This window comes from Kineococcus auxinigenes, from assembly GCF_050871525.1.
In the GTDB taxonomy this organism is placed as follows: Bacteria; Actinomycetota; Actinomycetes; order Actinomycetales; family Kineococcaceae; genus Kineococcus.
Map to the genome: position 1 here is coordinate 1 of NZ_JBKBCT010000051.1, position 15,445 is coordinate 15,445.

The window sequence follows — 15,445 nt, forward strand, 5'->3', positions numbered from 1 at the left end:
CGTGCGCCCCGGTACCGGGGCGCGGGTTCAGATGCCGGGTTCGGTGGTGAAGCGCGTGAGGACGGGCGGCGCGCTGAGCAGTTCACCGAGGCGCGAGGCGCCCTCGGGGGTGGCGCGCCAGGCACGGTAGGCGTCGTCGGCTTCCAGGGACTCCCATCGCTCCAGCACGAGCACGTGGGTCTCGTCGGCGGTGTCGCGCAGGACGTCCACCCCGAGGTTGCCCTCGAAGGCGCGGGTGGCCTCGAGCGTCTCGGTGATGACCGCCGGGGCGTCGGCGAGCGCCTCGGGCTTCAAGCGCAGGTCCAGCAGGGACGTGATGCTCACGGATCCTCCTCGTCGGGGCTGCGGGGAGGCTAGCCAGGCGGTGCGGCGGGCGCGCGCCGAGGTCAGTCGAGCGGGTCGTCGTCCACGGCGGCCTCGTCCTCGCCGATCGCCTCGCGCACCAGGCGCATGACGAGGCCCGGCGGGTAGCCGCGCCGGGCGAGCACCCCGGCGAGGCGACGCTGACGCGCGGCGCGGTCCAGGCCGCGGGTGGCGGCCAGCGGCCGGCGCAGCAGTTCGCGCGCCGCGCCCTCCTCCACCTCGTCGCCGACCCCTTCGAGGGCCTCGCGGGCGGTCTCGTCGTCCACGCCCTTGCGCCGCAGCTCCTGCGCGAGGGCGCGCTTGCCGCGGCTGCGGGAACGGGAGTGCACGTACGCCTCGGCGTAGGCGCCGTCGTCGACGAGGCCGACCTCCTCGAAGCGGTCGAGGACGTCGGTGGCGACCTGTTCGGGGACGTCCTTGGCGGCCATCTTCTCGGCCAGCTGGGCGCGCGTGCGCGGCGCCATCGTCAGCTGGCGCAGCGCGATGGCGCGGGCGACGTCGTGCGGGTCGGCCTCCCGGTCCGGGTTCTCCTCCGGACCGGGAGGCCGCTGACCGCGCGAGCCTCGACTCAGAACGTCACCGCGGGCTCGGCCTCGACCTCGGCCGGGGCGTCGACGCGGGCACCGATGCCGAGCTTCTCCTTGATGCGCTTCTCGATCTCGTCGCCGAGGTCGGGGTTGTCGCGCAGGAAGGCGCGGGCGTTCTCCTTGCCCTGGCCGAGCTGGTCGCCCTCGTACGTGTACCAGGCGCCGGACTTGCGGACGAAGCCGTGCTCGACGCCGAGGTCGATCAGACCGCCCTCCCGGGAGATGCCGTGGCCGTAGAGGATGTCGAACTCGGCCTGCTTGAACGGCGGGCTGACCTTGTTCTTGACGACCTTGACGCGGGTGCGGTTGCCGACGGGGTTGGTGCCGTCCTTCAGCGTCTCGATGCGGCGCACGTCCAGGCGCACCGAGGCGTAGAACTTCAGCGCCTTGCCGCCGGTCGTGGTCTCCGGCGAGCCGAACATCACGCCGATCTTCTCGCGGAGCTGGTTGATGAAGATCGCCGTGGTGCCGGAGTGGTTCAGCGCACCGGTGATCTTGCGCAGGGCCTGCGACATGAGGCGGGCCTGCAGGCCGACGTGGCTGTCGCCCATCTCGCCCTCGATCTCGGCGCGGGGCACCAGGGCCGCCACGGAGTCGATGACGATGATGTCCAGGGCCCCGGAGCGGATCAGCATGTCCGCGATCTCCAGGGCCTGCTCACCGGTGTCCGGCTGGGAGACGAGCAGCGCGTCGGTGTCCACGCCCAGCTTGGCGGCGTAGTCGGGGTCCAGCGCGTGCTCGGCGTCGATGAAGGCGGCGATGCCGCCGGCCTTCTGCGCGTTGGCGACGGCGTGCAGGGCCACGGTCGTCTTGCCGGACGACTCGGGGCCGTAGACCTCCACGACGCGCCCGCGGGGCAGGCCGCCGATGCCGAGCGCGACGTCGAGGGAGATCGCCCCGGTGGGGATGACCTCGATGGGCGGGCGGCTCTCGTCGCCCAGACGCATGACGGAGCCCTTGCCGAACGACTTGTCGATCGCGGCCAGGGCGGATTCGAGGGCCTTCTCGCGGTCCGCGGGAGCGGGCATGTCCTCACCTCGGGTTGGGGTGGCCGACGCTTCGGCCCGGTGTGTTCTTCCGACCCGGGGAACGCTACGACCCGCCTCCGACACGAGCCGCGCACGTGGCCCGGCGTGTGGAGAGCGGGACCGGACGGCCCCCTGTGGAACACCGGCGATCCTATCCGTACAGGTGTTCGATGCCCAGCCGCGAACCGCCCCGGTCGGGTCGACGCACCCGTCGCCGCGCCGGCGGCGGCACCGTCGCAGGGGGTGGCGCGCACCACTCGTCCCTCGGCGGAGGGCCACCACCCCCTACAGTCGCGACCGCCCCACGGGGCGCCCCGGGACCCGGCGCGCCCTGCACGAGGACCAGGTGCGGACGAGCCCGCGCGCCGCACCCCGACACACCGAGCGAGGTAACCAGACAGTGATCCACCGCAGCCCCGACGTCGGCACCAGCGACGAGGCGACCGGCCGAGCACTGCCGAGCACGAGCGTCGTGGTGCCCACCCACCGTCGCCGCCGGGCGCTGGCCGCGTGCCTGCGCCCCCTGCTGGACGACCCGGCCACCGGCGAGCTCGTGGTGGTCGTCGACCACCCGGCCTCGGGCGAGGACGACGGCACCGCCGCCGACGTGCGGGCCCTGAGCGAGCGCGACGCGCGCGTGCGCCTGGTGCAGGTGCACGGCGCGGGAGCCACCGGCGCCAACGACGCGGGGCTGCGGGCGGCCACCGGCGAGGTGGTCCTCTTCATCGACGACGACGTCGTCGCCGAGCCGGGCCTGGTCACCGGCCACGCCCGGCACCACCTCCGGGGGAAGCAGCTGGTGGTGGTCGGGCACATGCCCACCACCGTCCCCCACCCCCGTGCCCCGGGGCAGTTCGCCACCCGCTTCTACGCCGCCGAGTACCTCGGCTGCGTCGGCGCCTGGCAGCGCCACGGGAGCGAGGAGGTGCTGCGCCGGCTGTGGATGGGCAACGTCTCCCTGCGCCGCGCCGACGCGCTGCGCGTCGGCCTGCACGGCGACGGCACGTTCACCGCGCTGCGCCACGGCGACCGCGAGTTCGGCCTGCGCTGCCTGCGCACCGGGCTGACCGGCGTGTACGACCCTTCGCTGACCTCGCGCCACGCCCACAGCCGCACGCTGGAGCAGTTCCGCGCCGACGCCCGCCGTCAGGGCGCCGGGCGCGTCGTGCTCGCCGAGCGCTACCCCGACCTGGTGGAGGTGGCCGACCCGCTGACCGGGCTGCCCGCACCGCTGCGCCGCGTGCTGTCGGCCGCCGGTGGCGGGCCGGCCGAGCCGGTCCTGGCCGGCGCGCTGAGCGTCGCCGTGCGCGCCGGCGGTGCACTGCGGTGCTGGCCGGTGGAGGACACCGCCGCCAAGCTGCTGCGACGCCTGGAGCACCAGGCGGGGATGCGCCGGGCGAGCCGGCAGGGCGGCCGTTAGCGGCGCCGGCGGCCCCGCCCGCCCGACCGCGGCACTACGCTGCCCGCTCACCCGCCGGGCCGGCGGGTCCCGCAGAGCAGCGACGGAGCGCCCGTGAGCACCCCCAGCGACACACCCGGCCGGCCGCAGGTCCTCGACGAGCGCGGGGGCGACCTCGTGGCCGCCGGCACGCGCCTCGAGCGCCTGGGCACCGGCAGCACGTGGGCCGAGGGCCCGTTGTGGCTGCCGGAGCAGCGGGCGGTGCTCGTCAGCGACATCCCCGGCGACCGCGTCCTGCGCTGGGACGAGGCCGGCGGGCTGCGGGTGGACCGCGAGCGCGCGGGATTCACCAACGGGCGCACCCTCGACCGCGAGGGCCGGGAGGTCTTCTGCAGCCACGGCCGGCGCTCGGTGGAGCGGCGCGAGCCCGACGGCTCCACCACCGTCCTGGCCGCCTCGTCCGGCGGGGCGCGGCTGAACTCGCCCAACGACGTCGTCGTCGCCTCCGACGGCGCGGTGTGGTTCACCGACCCGCCGTACGGCATCAGCGTGCCCGAGGAGGGGCACGAGGGGTTCCGCGAGTACGGCGACAACCACGTCTTCCGCCTGGACCCGGGCACGGGCGAGCTGCGGGTGGTGGTGGCGGACGTGGAGGAGCCCAACGGGCTGGCGTTCTCCCCCGACGAGTCGCTGCTGTACGTCGCCGACACCTCCGCCGCGCGCGTGCCGGGCAGCGGTTCGAACCGGCTGATCCGCGTCTACGACGTGCGCCGCGGCACCCCCGGCGGGCGCGGGCCGGACGCCCGCCCCGGCGGGCCGGTGGCCAAGAACGGCCGGGTCTTCACGACGGTGGACCGGGGCCTGGCCGACGGCTTCCGCGTGGACACCGCCGGGAACGTGTGGACCTCGAACGGCGACGCGGTGAGCGTCTTCGCGCCCGACGGCACCCGGCTGCTGGAGGTCGTCGTCGGCGAGGTCGTGGCGAACCTGTGCTTCGGCGGGCCGGAGGGCACCGACGTGTTCATCGCCGCCTCCACGAGCCTGTACCGGTTGCGCACCCGCGCCACCGGCGCCGGCCTGTGGTGGCTGCGCGGCTGAACCCGGTCCCGGGCGGACGGCTCGTCAGCGCCTCGGGGGCCGGTCCCTGCCCAGGCGCCGCTCCGGCGGCACGTCCATCGCGTCGCACAGCGCCAGCCAGACGGCCTTGGGCTCGACCCCGGCGTCCAGGGCCTGCAGCGGGGTGCGGTCCGCCAGGGCCAGCAGGACCTGGTCGTGCGCGAGGGAGCGTCCGTAGGCGCTGCCGAACTCGTCCTCCACCAGGGTCCAGAACTCGCTGACTCGCACGCGGGCAGGGTGCCACGGAGCCGCCGGTGCGGCGACGGCGGGCACGTGTCGGAGGGGGGTGCTGGGATGTCGGCATGTCCCCCCGCGCCGCGCGACCCGCCCCCGAGAGCACCGTCGCGCAGGGCGCCGGCCGCGGCGCGGGGCCGGACGGGCCGGAGGCGGCACCCGGCGGTGCGACGCCCGGCGCGGCGGAGGTGCTGGGCCGGTTCTCCCAGGCCACGCGCGCCTGGTTCACCGGCGCCTTCGAGGCGCCCACGCCCGCGCAGCTCGGCGCGTGGGACGCCGTCAGCCGCGGGCAGCACGCCCTCGTGGTGGCGCCCACCGGCTCCGGCAAGACGCTGTCGGCGTTCCTGTGGGCGCTGGACGGCCTGGCCGCCGAGCCGGTGCCGGAGGACCGCGACCTGCGCTGCCGGGTGCTGTACGTCTCGCCGCTGAAGGCCCTGGCGGTGGACGTCGAGCGCAACCTGCGCAGCCCGCTGACGGGCATCCGGCAGGCCGCCCAGCGCCTGGGCCTGCCGGTGCCGGAGGTGCGGGTGGGGGTGCGCTCGGGCGACACCCCCGCCGACGAGCGCCGCTCGTTCACCCGCACCCCGCCCGACGTGCTCATCACCACCCCCGAGTCGCTGTTCCTGCTGTTGACGTCCAAGGCGCGCGAGCAGCTGCGCGGGGTGCGCACCGTGGTCCTCGACGAGGTGCACGCCATGGCCGGCTCCAAGCGCGGCGCGCACCTGGCCCTGTCGCTGGAGCGGCTGGACGCCCTGGTCACCGCCGCCGGCGGGGAGCCGGCGCAGCGGGTGGGCCTGTCGGCGACGGTGCGCCCGGTCGGCACGGTCGCCGAGTGGGTCTCGGGCGGGCGGCCGGTGACGGTGGTGCAGCCGCCGTCCACCAAGCGCTTCGACCTGCGCGTGGTGGTGCCCGTGCCGGACATGAGCGAGCTGGACTCCTCCGGCCGCGGCCCGGCCGACGAGGACGACCTGACCGGCCAGGCCGCCGGCGACCCGCGCCGGGCCAGCATCTGGCCGCACGTGGAGGAGCGCATCGTCGACCTGGTGGCCGAGCACCGCTCCACGCTGGTCTTCGCGAACTCGCGCCGGCTGTCCGAGCGGCTGACCGCGCGGCTGAACGAGGTGTGGGACGAGCGCCTGGCCCCCGACGCCCCCGACGCCCCCGACGCCGAGGGCGGCGGGGCGGGCCGGGCGCCGGCCGAGCTCATGGGCGCCGCCGGTGCCGCCCGGGGCGCCCCGGCGGTGCTGGCGCGCGCCCACCACGGGTCGGTGTCCAAGGAGCAGCGGGCCCTGATCGAGGAGGAGCTCAAGGCCGGGCGGCTGCCCGCCGTGGTCGCCACCTCCAGCCTGGAGCTGGGCATCGACATGGGCGCCGTGGACCTCGTGGTGCAGGTGGAGTCCCCGCCGAGCGTGGCCAGCGGCCTGCAGCGCGTCGGGCGCGCCGGGCACCAGGTCGGCGCCGTCTCGCGCGGCGTGCTGTTCCCGAAGTTCCGCGGCGACCTGCTGCAGACCGCCGTGGTCGTCGAGCGCATGCGCGACGGGCGCATCGAGGAGCTGCGGGTACCGGCCAACCCCCTGGACGTGCTCGCCCAGCAGGTCGTGGCGATGGTCGCGATGGACGAGTGGACCGTTCCGGAGCTGCACGAGCTGGTCAAGCGCGCCGCGCCGTTCGCCACGCTCTCGCGCCCGGTGCTGGACGCGGTGCTGGACATGCTCTCCGGGCGCTACCCCAGCGACGAGTTCGCCGAGCTGCGCCCGCGCCTGGTGTGGGACCGGGTCACCGAGACCCTCACCGGCCGCCCCGGCGCGCAGCGCCTGGCGGTCACCAGCGGCGGCACCATCCCCGACCGCGGCCTGTTCGGCGTGTTCCTGGCGAGCGGTGAGGGGCCGGGCCGGCGCGTGGGTGAGCTCGACGAGGAGATGGTCTACGAGTCCCGCGTGGGCGACGTCATCACCCTGGGCTCCTCGGCGTGGCGGGTGGAGGACATCACCCACGACCGGGTGCTGGTCACCCCGGCGCCGGGCCAGCCCGGCCGGCTGCCGTTCTGGCACGGCGAGGCGCTGGGCCGCCCGGCCGAGCTGGGCCGGGCGCTGGGCGCCTTCGTGCGCGAGCTCGGCTCGATGGACGGCGGGTACGCCGGCGACGCGGCCCGGCAGCGGGTCCTGGCCTCCGGGATGGACGAGTGGGCCACCGACAACCTCGTGGCGTACCTCGCCGAGCAGCAGGAGGCCACCCGGCACGTGCCCGACGACCGCACGATCGTCGTGGAGCGCTTCCGCGACGAGCTGGGCGACTGGCGCGTCTGCGTGCACTCCCCCTTCGGCGGGCAGGTGCACTCCCCGTGGGCGCTGGCGCTGGGCGCGCGGATGCGCGAGCGCTTCGGCGTGGACGTGCAGGCCATGCCCGCCGACGACGGCATCGTGCTGCGCCTGCCCGACCTGGACCTGCCCGAGGGGCAGAGCCCGGACGTGGCCGACCTCGTGGCGCTGGAGGCGGAGGAGGTCGCCGAGCTGGTGACCGCGGAGATCGGCGGCTCGGCGCTGTTCGCGGCCCGCTTCCGCGAGTGCGCCGCTCGCGCCCTGCTGCTGCCGCGCCGCCAGCCCGGCAAGCGCCAGCCGCTGTGGCAGCAGCGCCAGCGCGCCGCCTCCCTGCTGCAGGTGGCCAGCCGCTTCGCGAGCTTCCCGATCGTGCTGGAGACGGTGCGCGAGTGCCTCTCCGACGTCTTCGACGTGCGCGGCCTGGAGCAGCTGATGCGCGACCTCGCCGCCCGGGAGGTGCGGGTGGTCGAGGTGGAGTCGCAGCAGCCCTCGCCGTTCGCGCGGGGGCTGATGTTCGGCTACGTCGCGCAGTTCCTCTACGAGGGCGACTCCCCGCTGGCCGAGCGCCGCGCCGCCGCCCTCGCGCTGGACCCGAGCCTGCTGGCCGAGCTGCTCGGCCGCGGCGAGGGCGCGGCCCTGCGCGACCTGCTGGACCCCGAGGCGGTGGAGCGCACCGAGGCGGAGCTGCAGCGGCTCGCGCCCACCCGCCGCTGCGCCGACGCCGAGGACGTCGCCGACCTGCTGCGGGTGCTCGGGCCGCTGACCACGGCGGAGGTCACCGCGCGCAGCGGCCGCTCCGCGCCCGACGAGGAGCCCGTGGTGGCCCCCGTGGACGAGGTGGCGCGCTGGCTGGTCTCGCTGGAGGAGGCGCGCCGGGCGATCCGCGTGCGCATCGCCGGCGAGGAGCACTGGGCGGCGATCGAGGACGCGGGCCGGTTGCGCGACGGCCTGGGCACCCCGCTGCCCGTGGGGGTGCCGGAGGCGTTCACCGAGCCCGTCGCCGACCCGCTGGGCGAGCTGCTGGGCCGGTACGCGCGCACCCGCGGGCCGTTCACGGTGGCGCAGGCCGCCGCCCGCTTCGGCATCGGGCGCGCCGTCGCCCACGACGCCCTGCGGCGCCTGCAGTCCGCCGGCCGGCTCGTCGAGGGCGAGCTGCGCCCCGGCGGCACCGGCCTGGAGGTGTGCGACGCCGACGTGCTGCGGGTCCTGCGGCGCCGCTCGCTGGCCGCGCTGCGCGCCGACGTCGAGCCCGTCGCCCCGCGCGACCTGGCCCGCTTCCTGCCCGCCTGGCAGGGCGTGGGCACCGGGCTGCGCTCGCGGCTGCGCGGCGTCGACGGGGTGCTGCGCGCCGTGGAGCAGCTCGCCGGCGCGGTCGTGCCGGCCAGTGCGCTGGAACCGCTGGTGCTGGCCTCGCGGGTGGAGGGCTACTCTCCCGCCATGCTCGACGAGCTGACCGCCGCCGGGGAGGTCGTGTGGGCCGGGCACGGCAGCCTGCCCGGCGACGACGGCTGGGTCTCCCTGCACCCGGCGGACCTGGCCCCGCTGACCCTGCCGGACCCGGCCGAGTCCGAGGTGGCCGTGGACACCGAGCTGCACCGGGCGGTCCTGGAGGCGCTCGCCGGCGGCGGGGCGTACTTCTTCCGGGCGCTGTCGAGCACGGTCGGCTCCACCGACGACGTCGCCCTGACCACGGCCCTGTGGGACCTGGTGTGGGCCGGGCGCCTGACCAACGACACCCTCGCTCCGCTGCGCAACCGCCTCGGCGGCGGCCGCGCGGCGCACCGCACCCAGCGGGCCGCACCGCGCTCGCGCTACGCCCGCCCCGGCGCAGCGCGCCGGGCCGGCACCGGCCTGCGCGGCGCCGAGCTGCCCTCGCGCAGCGGGCCGCCCTCGGCCGCCGGCCGCTGGTCGCTGCTGCCGGAGCTGGAGGCCGACGCGACGGTGCGCGCCCACGCCGGCGCCGAGGTGCTGCTGGACCGGCACGGCGTCCTGACGCGCGGCGCCGTCGGCGCCGAGAGGGTGCCCGGCGGGTTCGCCGCCGTCTACCGCGTCCTGGCCGCCTTCGAGGAGGCCGGCCGGGCCCGGCGCGGGTACTTCGTCGAGGGCCTGGGGGCCTCGCAGTTCGCGAGCGCCGGGGCGGTGGACCGCCTGCGCGACTCCGCCCGCCCGCTGGGCGGGCGCAGCCCCTCCCAGCGCCGCGACGAGCAGGCCGAGGTCCGCCCCGGGGCGCTGGTGCTCGCCGCGACCGACCCCGCCAGCCCGTACGGTGCGGCACTGCCCTGGCCCGAGCGGCCCGAGGCGTCGGCGGGTGCGAGCGGGCACCGGCCGGGCCGCAAGGCCGGTGCGCTGGTGGTGCTCGTCGACGGCGACCTGGTGCTCTACGTCGAGCGCGGCGGGCGCTCGCTGCTGTCCTGGACCCCTCAGCCGCAGGTGCTCCAGCCCGCCGCGGACGCCCTCGCCCTCGCCGTGCGCGACGGCGCCCTCGGCAAGCTCACCGTCGAGCGCGCCGACGGCGCCGGGGTGCTCACCTCCACCTCCCCGCTGGGCGCCGCGCTGGAGGCCGCCGGCTTCCACGCCACCCCGCGCGGGCTGCGGATCCGCGCGTGAGCGGCCGCGCGGAGGCGGGCGCCCGTGCCCGAGGGTGACGTCGTGCGGCGCACCGCGCGGCGCCTGCACGCCGCCCTGGCCGGCCGCGACCTGCTGGTCAGCGACCTGCGCTGGCCGGACCTGGCGACGGCGGACCTGTCCGGCCGGCGCGTGCTGGAGGTCGTCAGCGCCGGCAAGCACCTGCTGGCCCGCCTCGCCGCCACCGGTGGCGAGGAACCGCTGACCCTGCACAGCCACCTGCGCATGGAGGGCTCCTGGTACGTCGAGCGCAGCGGCTCCGACGGGCGCGGGCGGCGCTCGGCGTCGGGGGTGCGGGCCGTGCTCGTCACGGACGCGTGGACGGCCGTCGGGCACCGGCTGGGGATGCTCGACCTCGTCCCCACGGCGGCGGAGGTCCACCTCGTCGGGCACCTGGGGCCCGACGTGCTCGGCCCCGGCTGGGACGCAGCCGAGGCGCAGCGCCGCCTGCTCGCCGACCCCGCCCGCCCCGTCGGGGAGGCGCTGCTGGACCAGCGGGTGCTGGCCGGGGTGGGCACCTTCTACATGGCCGAGGCGTGCTTCCTCACCGGCCTGAGCCCCTGGACCCCGGTGGGCGAGGTGCCGGACCCGGGCCGGCTCGTCGCGCTCGTGCACCGGTTGCTGCACGCCAACGCCGAGCGCACCGAGCAGGTCACCACCGGCGACCTGCGCCGAGGCCGGCGCAACTTCGTGCACGCCCGCTCCGGGCTGCCCTGCCTGCGCTGCGGCACGACCGTGCGCGTCGCGCTCATCGGGCCGCCGTCGAAGGAGCGCACCGCGTTCTCCTGCCCCCGCTGCCAGCCCGGGCCCGCCCCCACCGACGACGGGCGTCCCCAGGCGCCGCTGGGCGCCCGGCCGCGCCGCACGGGGCCCGCCCGCGCGGCGAGCGGCCCCGCACGGCCCTGAGCGGGGTCGGACGCCCGGCGCCGGATCGTCACACCCGCGTCATGGACGACGGCTCCTGATGACGCTCTCGTGACAGCCGCCTGGAACCCCCCGTTCTGCCGCGCGAGGCGGCCCGGGGCTGGCCACGGTGGTCGTGCAGCGCCCGCCGGAGGTGGGCGCGAGAACGACAGAAGACCACCGACTCACTGGAGGAAGCCGTGTTCAGCCGATTCCGCACCCGCCCGTCCGCCCGGACCGCCGCCGCGGGGGTCGTGTGCTTCGCCGCTCTCGGCCTGACCGCCTGCGGGGACACCGCCGGCGAGGAGGAGGGCACCACCGTCGAGGACGTCCAGGAGGCCGACGACGAGGCCCTGGAGGGCGAGGCCGCGGCCACGCCCTACGACGGCGCCTACGACGGCACGTTCTACGACGACGTCAACACCTACGTCGGCCAGGAGGTGACCGTCTCCGCGCAGATCGACCGCATCGTCTCGCCGAACGCGTTCGTCATCGCCGGCACCGCGGACACCACCGTGGACCCGATGCTCGTCGTCGGCGCCAGCGAGGTCTCCGGCCTGACCGAGGGCACGCTGGTGGAGGTCACCGGCACCGTGCACGAGGCCTTCGACCTGCCGCAGGTCGAGGAGGACACCGGCGTGGACCTCGAGGACGACCTGTTCAACGACTACGACGCCGAGCCGTACATCACGGCCACCTCCGTGGAGATGCCGAACCAGGAGGACGAGAACGTCGACCCGGCCACGGCGACCGACTCGCCGACCAGCACGCCGACGGCGTCCTGACGGCCGCTCCGCGTTCCTCACCGACCCGCGCGGCCCGGTGAGGAACCCCGCAGGACCATCCCTGTCCCGCCGGTGCGGGTGCGTTGCACCGGCACCGGCGGCAGGATGGCGCCGTGTCCCGGTCCGTGCTCGTCGTCGAGGACGACCCGATGGTCCGCCGGGTCGTCCGCATGACGCTGGCCGCCGAGGGGTACGAGGTGACCGAGGCGGCGGACGGCGAAGCAGCGCTGGAGCGGCTCGGCGAGGGCGGCGTGGACGCCGTCCTGCTGGACCTGATGCTCCCGGGCCTCGACGGGTTCGAGACCTGCCGGCGCATCCGGCGCAGCAGCGACGTCCCCGTGATCATGGTGACGGCGCGCGCCGACAGCCACGACGTGGTCGCCGGCCTGGAAGCCGGTGCCGACGACTACGTCACCAAGCCGTTCGTGCCGAAGGAGCTCACCGCCCGCCTGCGCGCGGCCCTGCGGCGCTCCCCGACCGACGGGCCCTCTCCGCGGGTCGAGGCCGGGGACCTCGTGATCTCCCCCCGGGACGGGCTCGTGCTGCTGCACGGCGAGCCGGTGGACCTCACCCGCACCGAGCTGCGCCTGCTGTGCGAGCTCGCCGCCGTGCCCGGCCGCGCCACCACCCGCGAGGAGCTGCTGGAGCGCGTGTGGGGGTACGGCTACTTCGGCGACAGCCGGCTCGTGGACGTCCACGTGCGCCGGCTGCGCACCAAGGTCGAGGACGACCCTGCGCACCCCCGGCACGTCGTCACGGTGCGCGGGATCGGCTACCGGCTGCAACCGTGACGCCCGTCCCGCCGCGGGGCACCGGTGCAGCCGAGCGCACCGCCCCCCAGCCGGCAGCCCGCTGGCGCAGCCTGCGCGGGCGCGCCACCCTGCTGATCACCGGGCTCGTGCTCGTGCTGACCACCGCGACCACCCTCGCCGTGTGGACCGCCGTCTCCCAGTACCTGCTGGTGCAGCGCCAGCGCACGGCGGTCGCCCAGGCCAGCGCCAACGCCCTGCAGGTCGAGCGCGGCCTGCGCACCCGCGGCCTGCCGCCACCGGACCTGCTGGCCCAGCTGCCGCGGGAGTCCGGCTCCACGTCGCTGCTGCTGCGCCGCGGCGAGTGGACCACCACGTCCTTGAGCGTCGGGGCCGACGACCTGCCCACCGGCCTGAGCGAGGCGGTCGTGGACGGCCGCGCCTCCACCCAGCGCGTCGAGGTCGACGGCGGCGTCGCCCTCGCCGTGGGCGTGCCCCTGGCGGGGATCGGTGAGGCCTACTTCGAGGTGTTCGGGCTGGACGAGCTGGACCGCACCTTCCGCGCCCTCAGCACGGGCATGACGGCGGGGACGGTGCTGCTGCCCTTCGCGGCCCTGCTGCTGGGCCGGTGGCTGACCCGCCCCGCGCTGCGCCCCCTGGAGGAGGTCTCCACCGCGGCCGCCGCCTTCGCCGCCGGGGACCTGGGCGCCCGCATCGACCCCCACGGGGACCCGCTGCTGGTGCCCCTGGCGGCCTCCTTCAACGGCACCGCCCAGGCGCTGGAGCGCCGGGTGCTGGCCGACGCCCGCTTCGCCGCCGACGTCGCGCACGAGCTGCGCACGCCCCTGACGACGATCACGGCGGCGCTGGCGATCGTGCAGGCCCGCCGCGAGCACCTGCCCGGCGACGCCCGCGAGGGCCTGGACCTGCTGGGCCACGAGCTGGGCCGCTTCCACCGCCTGGTGCTGGACCTGCTGGAGATCTCCCGCTCCAGCGGTGACGGCACGCCCGCCGCCGTGGAGAGCGTGCTCCTGCCGGACCTCGTGGAGCGCTCGCTGCCCGAGGCGGTCGCGCCCGTGCTCGTGGTGGAGCCGCAGGCCCGGCAGGTGCGCGTGTGCGCGGACAAGCGCCGTCTGCGGCAGGTCGTGGTCAACCTCGTGGAGAACGCTCAGCAGCACGGGGGCGGGGCGACCCGCGTCACCGTCTCCTGCACCGCGCAGCGCGGCCTCGTGGCCGTGGACGACGCCGGTCCGGGCGTGGACCCGGCCGAGCGGGAGAGGGTCTTCGAGCGGTTCGCCCGCGGCAGGGGCGGTGACCGGGCCTCCACCGGGGGCGCCGGGCTGGGCCTGTCCCTGGTGCTGCGCCACGTGGAGGCGATGGGCGGGGACGTCACCGTGACCGACAGCCCGGACGGCGGGGCGCGCTTCGTCGTCTCGATCCCCAGGGAGGACGCGTGAGGCGTCGGCGCACCGCGGCGGCCGCCGTGGCGGCGCTCGTCGCGGCGCTCGGCGGCTGCGGCGTGAGCACGCAGGAGGGGCCGACGAGCGTGGCGCTGCCCGTGGCGAGCGCCCCCACCAGCGCCGGGTCCTCCAGCGGCGCCTTCGTCCTGCAGGTGTACTTCGTGCGTGACGACCGCCTGGTCGCCGTTCCGCGGCGCACGGCCACCGCCACGCCCCAGACGGCGCTCGACCAGCTGGTGAGGGGCCCGCGCCGCTCGGAGGTGGCGGACGAGGTGCGCACCGCGGTGGCGCCGCAGGACCTGGTCGCGACCCCGGCCCCCACCGGTGGCGTCGTGGTCGCCGCCGGCCGGGACTTCACCAACGTGGGCGGCGCCAACCAGCTGCTGGCGGTGGCGCAGCTGGTGTGGACGCTCACGGAGCTGCGCGGCGTGGAGCGCGTGCGGTTCACGGTGGAGGGCGAGCAGGTGGAGGTCCCCACCGACGCCGGGCTGACGCACGATCCCGTCGACCGCGACGACTACGCCTCCGTGGCCCCGCCCGCGGGCACCTGAGCGCCGCACGGCCCCTCGCCGTCACGCCGGCGTCACGAGTCGGCGGCTGTGATGACGGTCTCGTGACAGCACCGCCGGGCACCGCGTCCCGGGGAGCGCGTCCGGGTGCACCGGGGAACGGTGGGAGGGCGGGCCCGTCGCGGGCACCGCCGCCGAGCAGGACCGCCACCGAACCGCAGGAGGACACCGTGTCCAGCCGCCACCGTTCCCACCCGTCCGTCCGGGCCGCCGCCGCGGGTGCCGTCACCCTCGCAGCGCTGGTGCTGGGCGGGTGCGGCTCTCAGGAGGAGGACCTGGTGGACACCGTGCCGGACTCGGCGCGGGAGGCGGTGGTCGACCGCCAGGACGACGCCACCGGTGTGCAGCCGGTCCACGAGGGTGTCCTCGACGGCACCTTCTACGAGCAGGTCGAGGCCTGGGACGGGCAGCAGGTGGACCTGACGGCCGAGGTGGACGTGCTCGTCTCGCCACGGACGTTCCTCCTGGTGCCCGAGCCGGGCACCGAGGTCGACCCGCTGCTCGTGCTGAGCCCGACGGACGTGGCCGGCCTCGGCGAGGGCGCCACCGTCCGGGTCGAGGGGGTCCTGGGCGCGGCCTTCGACCTGCCCCGCGTCGAGGAGGACACCGGCGTCGACCTGCAGGACGACCGCTACGACGACTTCGACGCGGAGCCGTACCTGGTGGCGACGTCGGTGGAGGTCGTGGGCGAGGGGTGAGCGCGCCCGGCGCGTCCTGCTCCTCCGCTGCCGCTCAGGCGGCGGGGAGCAGCCGGCGGCGCAGGATCAGCTCCAGCTCCCGGGGGAGCCCGTCGAGCTCCAGGGAGAACTCCCCGCCCCGGCCGGCGACGAGGTCCTCCAGCGCGGAGTCGAGGACGGCGTCGACGGCCTGGTCGACGACCTGCTCGACGGCCGCGGGTTCCTGCGGCACCACGGCCGGTGCCTGCTCCACGCGGGGCAGGCGCGGTGCGGTGGCCACGGCGCCGGGCGAGACCTTCTTCGGCGATCCGGGGGTGGGCACGAAGCCCTCGGCCGCGTAGGGGCGGTGGCCGCCCTCCTCGTCGGCGATGCGGCGCGTCACCTCGCCCAGCACGTGCGACAGCGGCACGTCCAGGGCGGTGCAGATCGAGGCCAGCAGCTCGCTGGAGGCCTCCTTCTGACCGCGCTCGACCTCGCTGAGGTAGCCCAGCGACACGCGGGCGGTCGAGGAGACCTCGCGCAGGGTGCGCTGCTGACCGCGCCGCTCGTCGCGCAGCACGTCACCGATCGTCCGGCGGAGCACGACCATGCGACGGCCTCCCTCAGGGAGTCGAGGGGGCAGGCCTCGGAGG

Annotated in this window: 13 protein-coding genes and 1 pseudogene; 9 read left to right on the forward strand and 5 right to left on the reverse strand. The window is 76.6% G+C overall.

The features are described from left to right. Positions 1-27: 27 nt before the first annotated feature. The 3 genes from ACRYR9_RS13985 to recA form a co-directional block, all read right to left on the reverse strand. Entirely contained in the window at positions 28-324 is a 297-nt protein-coding gene (locus ACRYR9_RS13985) for a putative quinol monooxygenase (protein ID WP_432496588.1), read from the reverse strand. 62 nt (positions 325-386) lie between these two features. Next, on the reverse strand, positions 387-935 hold the full coding sequence (locus ACRYR9_RS13990; protein WP_432509673.1) for a regulatory protein RecX: 549 nt from the start codon (positions 933-935) through the stop codon (positions 387-389). Then, the gene (gene recA, locus ACRYR9_RS13995; RefSeq protein ID WP_432496586.1) at positions 932-1,978 is read right to left on the reverse strand and encodes a recombinase RecA; all 1,047 of its coding nucleotides are present in this window, start codon (positions 1,976-1,978) and stop codon (positions 932-934) included. Before recA ends, ACRYR9_RS13990 begins: the two co-directional genes overlap by 4 nt. Positions 1,979-2,378: 400 nt before the next feature. Here recA and ACRYR9_RS14000 point away from each other — a divergent pair, with 400 nt between their 5' ends. Both ACRYR9_RS14000 and ACRYR9_RS14005 read left to right on the forward strand, forming a co-directional pair. Beyond that, positions 2,379-3,398, forward strand: a complete 1,020-nt coding sequence (locus ACRYR9_RS14000; protein ID WP_432496584.1) for a glycosyltransferase family 2 protein — start codon at positions 2,379-2,381, stop codon at positions 3,396-3,398. Positions 3,399-3,491: 93 nt separating this feature from the next. Further along, positions 3,492-4,475 (forward strand): SMP-30/gluconolactonase/LRE family protein, encoded by a 984-nt coding sequence (locus ACRYR9_RS14005; protein ID WP_432496581.1) that lies wholly within the window; start codon positions 3,492-3,494, stop codon positions 4,473-4,475. Positions 4,476-4,499: 24 nt separating this feature from the next. On the opposite strand, the gene ACRYR9_RS14010 is transcribed toward ACRYR9_RS14005, so the two are convergent. Next, complete coding sequence (locus tag ACRYR9_RS14010; protein ID WP_432496578.1) at positions 4,500-4,721, reverse strand: DUF3046 domain-containing protein; 222 nt, start codon at positions 4,719-4,721, stop codon at positions 4,500-4,502. A 74-nt stretch (positions 4,722-4,795) separates the two neighbouring features. Here ACRYR9_RS14010 and ACRYR9_RS14015 point away from each other — a divergent pair, with 74 nt between their 5' ends. From ACRYR9_RS14015 to ACRYR9_RS14045, 7 genes are all read left to right on the forward strand, one after another. Continuing rightward, the gene (locus ACRYR9_RS14015) at positions 4,796-9,652 is read left to right on the forward strand and encodes an ATP-dependent helicase (RefSeq protein WP_432496575.1); all 4,857 of its coding nucleotides are present in this window, start codon (positions 4,796-4,798) and stop codon (positions 9,650-9,652) included. Between the two features lie 24 nt (positions 9,653-9,676). Further along, positions 9,677-10,576, forward strand: coding sequence for a DNA-formamidopyrimidine glycosylase family protein (locus ACRYR9_RS14020; RefSeq protein WP_432496572.1), 900 nt, complete (start codon positions 9,677-9,679; stop codon positions 10,574-10,576). Between the two features lie 197 nt (positions 10,577-10,773). Then, positions 10,774-11,358: a hypothetical protein gene (locus tag ACRYR9_RS14025; protein WP_432496570.1), complete on the forward strand. Its 585-nt coding sequence runs from the start codon at positions 10,774-10,776 to the stop codon at positions 11,356-11,358. Positions 11,359-11,471: 113 nt separating this feature from the next. After that, the gene (locus ACRYR9_RS14030) at positions 11,472-12,149 is read left to right on the forward strand and encodes a response regulator (protein WP_432496568.1); all 678 of its coding nucleotides are present in this window, start codon (positions 11,472-11,474) and stop codon (positions 12,147-12,149) included. Beyond that, complete coding sequence (locus ACRYR9_RS14035) at positions 12,146-13,564, forward strand: sensor histidine kinase (protein ID WP_432496566.1); 1,419 nt, start codon at positions 12,146-12,148, stop codon at positions 13,562-13,564. The genes ACRYR9_RS14030 and ACRYR9_RS14035 overlap by 4 nt, the downstream gene beginning before the upstream one ends. After that, entirely contained in the window at positions 13,561-14,118 is a 558-nt protein-coding gene (locus ACRYR9_RS14040) for a GerMN domain-containing protein (RefSeq protein WP_432496563.1), read from the forward strand. The genes ACRYR9_RS14035 and ACRYR9_RS14040 overlap by 4 nt, the downstream gene beginning before the upstream one ends. Positions 14,119-14,306: 188 nt before the next feature. Further along, positions 14,307-14,834, forward strand: a complete 528-nt coding sequence (locus tag ACRYR9_RS14045; RefSeq protein WP_432496561.1) for a hypothetical protein — start codon at positions 14,307-14,309, stop codon at positions 14,832-14,834. Positions 14,835-15,063: 229 nt separating this feature from the next. On the opposite strand, the pseudogene ACRYR9_RS14050 reads toward ACRYR9_RS14045, so the two are convergent. Continuing rightward, a pseudogene (locus ACRYR9_RS14050) lies at positions 15,064-15,402 on the reverse strand (helix-turn-helix domain-containing protein); the annotation flags it as partial. Positions 15,403-15,445: the final 43 nt, after the last annotated feature.